The organism is Serratia sp. HMSC15F11, assembly GCF_001808215.1.
Lineage (GTDB): Bacteria > Pseudomonadota > Gammaproteobacteria > Enterobacterales > Enterobacteriaceae > Serratia > Serratia nevei.
This window is the reverse complement of sequence record NZ_KV792465.1, coordinates 1,037-6,716: the sequence shown is the minus strand read 5'-3', so window position 1 is coordinate 6,716 and position 5,680 is coordinate 1,037. Positions and strand designations below refer to the sequence as shown.

Below are 5,680 nucleotides of genomic sequence, written 5' to 3'. Positions count from 1 at the left end.
CAGCGGCCGATAGGATGCCCTGGTGTTGCTGCGTGTATTAAGGTCCCTGCCACTATAGGCGGCGTAGCGATTGAGCGTCCAATGGGTTCGGCAGATCAATCATGGCCTATTGATCGGCCTGGCCGATCGATGTGTAATTGCATCTGACTTGACTACCCGTTTGCAAATTACTTAACCATCACCAACAAGATCTGACCGTACACATTCGATGGTGAAAGAGGTTCGTCTGTATCTTTGCAGTCTGCCAGGAGCGGAAGTTAACCGTTTTAGAAATCATGCCAATTAGCATAAAATCTCTCAACTGATGGGACCTGGGGCAGCAGAAATAAATGACTACAAGGCAGTATGCGCAAAAATCAATCTTCGATCTGGAGGCAATTTTCGAGCGGTCACGCAACAACGCTAGTGAACTTGAAGTGCTGTTGAACGAGCTGACCTTCCGCAACACTGCCAAGGCCCGAACGTTGACGACTAAAATCGAGCAAGCCCGAACTGCACTTAGCGGTCGCTGCGTGGTCTCAATGTCGGGTTCCAGTCCATCAGCGCGTCATCCTGGCTCGGCGTCCACGCAATCCTCCCAAGTTTCGTCCCGGGATGCGCCAGCAACGGTAGTGCAACAGCGACCAAAGGCTAATCCAGCTCCTATCGTGCAACAGCAATTCGGCGAAGACCAGATCGAGCTAGGTCCACTCCCCTCTTTCTCTCCAACAGGTAAGTCGAATGATGCGCGCGCGATACTGGCAGCATGGACAGCCCTCGAAGCACTATCGCCTCAAGGTTATAAACGCCCAGAGGATATGGCAACCGGCAACCGCTCCAGGGTTGCTCTATTGGAGCGAGGTGTTCCATGGGGACCAAATGCCCGCAGCAAGCCCAGCTATAAGCTTTATTTCGAGGTCATCCTTGGCGCCATCGTTCTCGACAAGGCGACGGACGAGCTGCTCAAGGTTTTTGGCGAGGATGAGGAGCGTTCACGCCCGGACGGTAAGAAAGCGGCCATCGGCTCGATCCTGATCGACAAAGAAGGCTATGTGCTTGAGGACAAAGGCGTTGCCGTTTCCAGTTTTGCCTGGGCACTCAAGCCGGCTCTCGATCTGAAGCTTGGGAGCTTACGGAATTGGCCGAATGTTGAGGCGCGCATTATCGAGCATGTGGATCGAATAGTTCGCCGCCACAACGAGGATGGAGAAGCCATACCGATCGATTTGGATGTCGTTCTTAACGCTTATAAATGGCTTGTGTCTCAGTTCGGTGTACCCGAGCATTTGGTTGAGCCACCCACATTCGCGATTAAGGTGTTTCATCATTTCAAAGCCAAGACGCCGCCTGAACCTTCGTTACTGAATTCTTTCTATCTTGAAGATCTCGGTGAAGCAACAAAATTGCTCGAGACGGGCAACGCCGGAACCGGTTTGCGCCGCTACATGGGAATTGGCAGGCCTGACCAGAAAATCGACGTGCTATCGCCCATTTCCGCAGTTGAGCCGTTCGTCGCACCGTCGCTCATGCCGCAGGCTCGTTGGCCTTCGAAAGGCGGCCATCCATTGGTACTGCTTCAACAGGCTGCCGTGAATGCGGCGCGTGCTGAGCTGAATGATGCTCCAGGTATCATCGGTGTCAATGGGCCACCGGGTACTGGAAAGACCACTCTTCTGCGAGATATTGTCGTTGGGTGCATTCTTGATCGTGCCACGGCGATGTGCGGCTTCAATAAACCGCAGGATGCCTTTTCCACAACAGGCGAGAAGCTGGCATTCGGTTCCAATGCATTCCTGCACTTCTACAAGTTACATGCATCCTTGAGGGGCCATGAGATCGTCGTAGCCTCCTCCAATAACAAAGCGGTCGAAAACGTCAGTAAAGAGCTTCCTCTCAAGGAAGCCAATGGTCGCCATGAACAGATCGCCTACTTCCGGTCCATCAGCGACCTGATTGCGAATCCCAAACGCGCCGGCTATTTCGAAGCCGAGGCCGAGGGGGACATCCCCTCCGACCCTGTCGAAACCTGGGGATTGATCGCCGCGGCTCTCGGCAAGAGCAGCAACCGAGGCGCGTTCAAGCAAAGTTTCTGGTGGAATGAAGACGGTGGTTTCCTTACCTACCTGAAAGCAGCTCGCGGCTTAAACGTCTTGCGTGAGATCAAGGACGAACAAACTGGCGAAATCATCGATCGCGTGATGCCCAGCGTGGTCGTCAATGAGCGGCCCAGCACCAACGAAGTGGACGCTTTAGCGGCCTGGCGGAAAGCGCGAACCGTTTTCCTTAAACTCAAGGAGACGGTAGACGCTGAAATCGCCAGCATCGAAGAAATGCGACGGGATATCCAGGCGCTCAAGGGAGCGACCACAGAACTTCAAAGTGTGGAACAGCGTCGTCCGAGTCTGAATGAAGCCGTCGAAGAGGCACACCAGACTGCTGAATCCTGCCAACGGGAGCATGAGAAGGCAAAATCGCAGATCGAGCAGGATAAGATCATGCTCGACAGCCATCTTGCTGGCCGTCCAGGTTTCTTCTCCCGTTTGTTCGCGACTGCGGCCTGGAAGTCGTGGAGATCGACACTGAAGCAGCTCTCGGCGACCTTACAGCAATCAGTCTTACGGGCGCAGGAGACAGACGGTGCCCTGGAGCTTGCCAGGACTGAGTGGAGCAATACTGAGGCCCAGTTACAGCAACTCGACCAGGAAATTTCCAGCAAATGTCAGGCTGTCTCGAAATTGCAGGCAACCGAGGCAGAGGCACGAAACCGCATGGGAGACAGGATCGTTGATGAGAGATTCTTCGAGCGCGAGCACGAAGCTATCCACCTGACTGCGCCATGGCTTCCCGATGAGGTTCATCGTCTGCGGGAGGATCTTTTCGCCGCTGCCCTGACTGTGCATAAAACGTTCATCGATGCTTCGGCCAGCCGCTTGCAACACAATCTTGGGCTATTGATGTCGGGCATGGTGGCTGGTGCCTTCCAGTCTTCCGCTCACCGTGAACTTCTCCCTGATCTTTGGTCGAGCCTTTTCATGGTGGTGCCGACTGTGTCCACAACGTTTGCCTCTGTACGGACGATGTTCGGAGATCTGCCACCAGAGAGTATTGGCTGGCTTCTGGTGGATGAAGCGGGCCAGGCCGTTCCTCAGGCAGCAGTTGGAGCTATCATGCGGGCAAAGCGCTCCATCGTGGTAGGCGACCCGTTGCAAATCCCACCTGTGGTAGCGCTACCCGAGAAGCTGAACGCCGAAATCTGCAAGTTCTTCAACATTGACCAGATCGAATGGTCTGCCCCCGCAGCATCTACGCAGACCCTTGCTGATCAGGCATCACGCTTCAAATCCACCTTCGTCATGGATGTAGGTGATCGAGAAGTCGGGCTGCCACTCCTCGTTCACAGGCGTTGCCAGAACCCAATGTTCGATGTTTCTAACTCCATCGCCTATGCCGGGCAGATGGTCCATGCTGTCGGGCCTAAAAAACCCGGATATATCGGCTCGGCTTTGGGGAGATCTCACTGGGTGGATATCAATGGCGATGCTGAGACTAAGTGGTGCCCCGACGAGGGCGAAGCGGTTGTACGAATGCTCAAAGAGCTGGCAGCATCAGGCATTACAAATCCGGACGTATTTATCATCACACCATTCAAGATCGTAGAGCAGAACATGCGTCGGCGTCTCGACAGTGAAACTGATCTGCTGCGGGCGTTCGGCGTAAAGTTGGATGAGTGGTGCCGTGATCGTGTAGGCACGATCCACACGTTCCAGGGCCGAGAGGCGGACACGGTCATCCTGCTGCTGGGTGCGCCGAAAGCTAGCCAGCAAAGGGCTCGTCAGTGGGCTGCGAGCCCACCAAATATAATCAATGTAGCCGTCTCGCGCGCCAAGCAAAACCTGTATGTGGTCGGTTCGGCTGCTGCATGGGCAGGGGCGGGAACTAGTCTGCAGGTCCTGCATCGGCAATTGACGCAATCAGCCTGACAATCTCCGTGTGGCCCTCATTGCTGAGGGCGCATCGCTAATAATTTACAACCTACTTCAGTGTCGGACCGGTTGCTACATCTCAAAAACTGACATTGCTCACATAATAGTCTAGTAGTCATTACCCACCGCCCATCCTAGCTTGATAATTCTCACAGCACCCGTTTTATCCACACTGAGGAATAACCTCTAACAAGGCTAAGGAGTACGATTATGGGGCTTAAACCTGGTCCAAAACCAATTGCAAAATCAACAGGAAATTCCGATCAACGCAGACGTGATAATAAGGATACACCCGGCAATACCCCAGGACTGAAACCAAGCAAATCAACTGGGAAGTAATCGTTCAGGGTATACTCTTATCTCGTCAAATCTGTCAGATTTAGCCCGTTTAGTGCCAAAAGTAGTCATTCGAACATAGGTCTTCTGCGCTCTCTAAAGATTGAAATCAAAAAATTTTAGGAGAATAGTCCATAAATGAGAATTTATAACATTGGATATATGAACTGAAATCTGTAAGTCAGCAGGGTTGAATCAGCTCTTGGGTTTTTGCTAAAATATCCCGACCACCTTTTTAATTACATTAACTAACAAAAGGTCAATATGTATGAGCTATAATAACCACATTAATTTAACAGATGAATTATTGGATACACCTATTTATAGAATTATGCCAGTACACCGTTTTCTTCAATTGCTTGAAGAAAAAAAATTAACTTTGTTAAGACCAAGAAAATGGGATGACCCTTTTGAGAACGCTTTATTAAATTGTGTAATTGAAACTTCTGATGGTCACACAGGAACAATTGCCGCAAGAGATTCTGTTTATGGGCAATGCTGGACATTTCATAATGAAACCGATGCAATGTGGCGGATATATTCCCATGATAAAAATGGCGTAAGAGTTTCAACCACACCAAGAAAACTATTAGCCGCACTTCAAAAAGCAGAGCCGACTTACCATGAATTAAGGTGTTTTATAGGCAAGGTTTCTTATCTTTCGGAAGATACTCTTTCGGAAAAACTCTTGTCAATTGATTTGTTCAACACTAATGGTTCAGGCATCGCTGAATCGCTTTTATACAAGCGTGTGGAATTTGAACACGAAAACGAAGTCCGTTTAATATATTCTGGTGATGATAATAGCGTCGACAATGATATTTTCCAGTTTGAAATTAATCCAACCGAACTATTAGATACCGTGCTATTTGATCCAAGGATGGAAAAAAATTTAATGCAGGCATATACATTGGCAATTGAGGATAAAGGTTGTAAAGTCGAAATAAAAATATCTACTCTATACGATGCTCCTAAAAAACTAAAAATTAAATTGTAGTAGAATTTAAAAATAAAGAAGGAGGGCATTACTCTCCTTTTTCTATTCATAAAAATTTGTTTTCTAAACTTTACTGAAAAATAAATAATTTATGCTAGTATCATAACAGATTTTCACTCCAGGAGGGATAAATTTCAAGGGCGCTATGTCTCTGAGGTTATTAATGTCCGATATTTGGTCGCAGCAGACCTTCAACTCAGTCAGAAAGTCCGCCCTGTGCCAGGAGCGGACATTACCTAACACATTGGTAACCTTCACAGATTTACGCGTTCTACATAGTAAGCATCGTATCTGATGAGTGATCATGTTTTAAAATATCCAACTTGACCTGCCCCCCGTTGATTAACACACCGCGATGTTAGTAATGTCTTCATAAGCCACATGA

At 49.5% G+C, this 5,680-nt stretch carries 2 protein-coding genes; both read left to right on the top strand.

What is annotated here, in order from left to right; genetic code table 11:
- Positions 1-329: 329 nt before the first annotated feature.
- Positions 330-3,959, top strand: coding sequence for a DEAD/DEAH box helicase (locus HMPREF3138_RS13515; protein WP_038878250.1), 3,630 nt, complete (start codon positions 330-332; stop codon positions 3,957-3,959).
- Positions 3,960-4,566: 607 nt separating this feature from the next.
- Positions 4,567-5,295: a DUF2971 domain-containing protein gene (locus HMPREF3138_RS13510; protein WP_038878248.1), complete on the top strand. Its 729-nt coding sequence runs from the start codon at positions 4,567-4,569 to the stop codon at positions 5,293-5,295.
- The last annotated feature ends 385 nt before the right edge of the window (positions 5,296-5,680 follow it).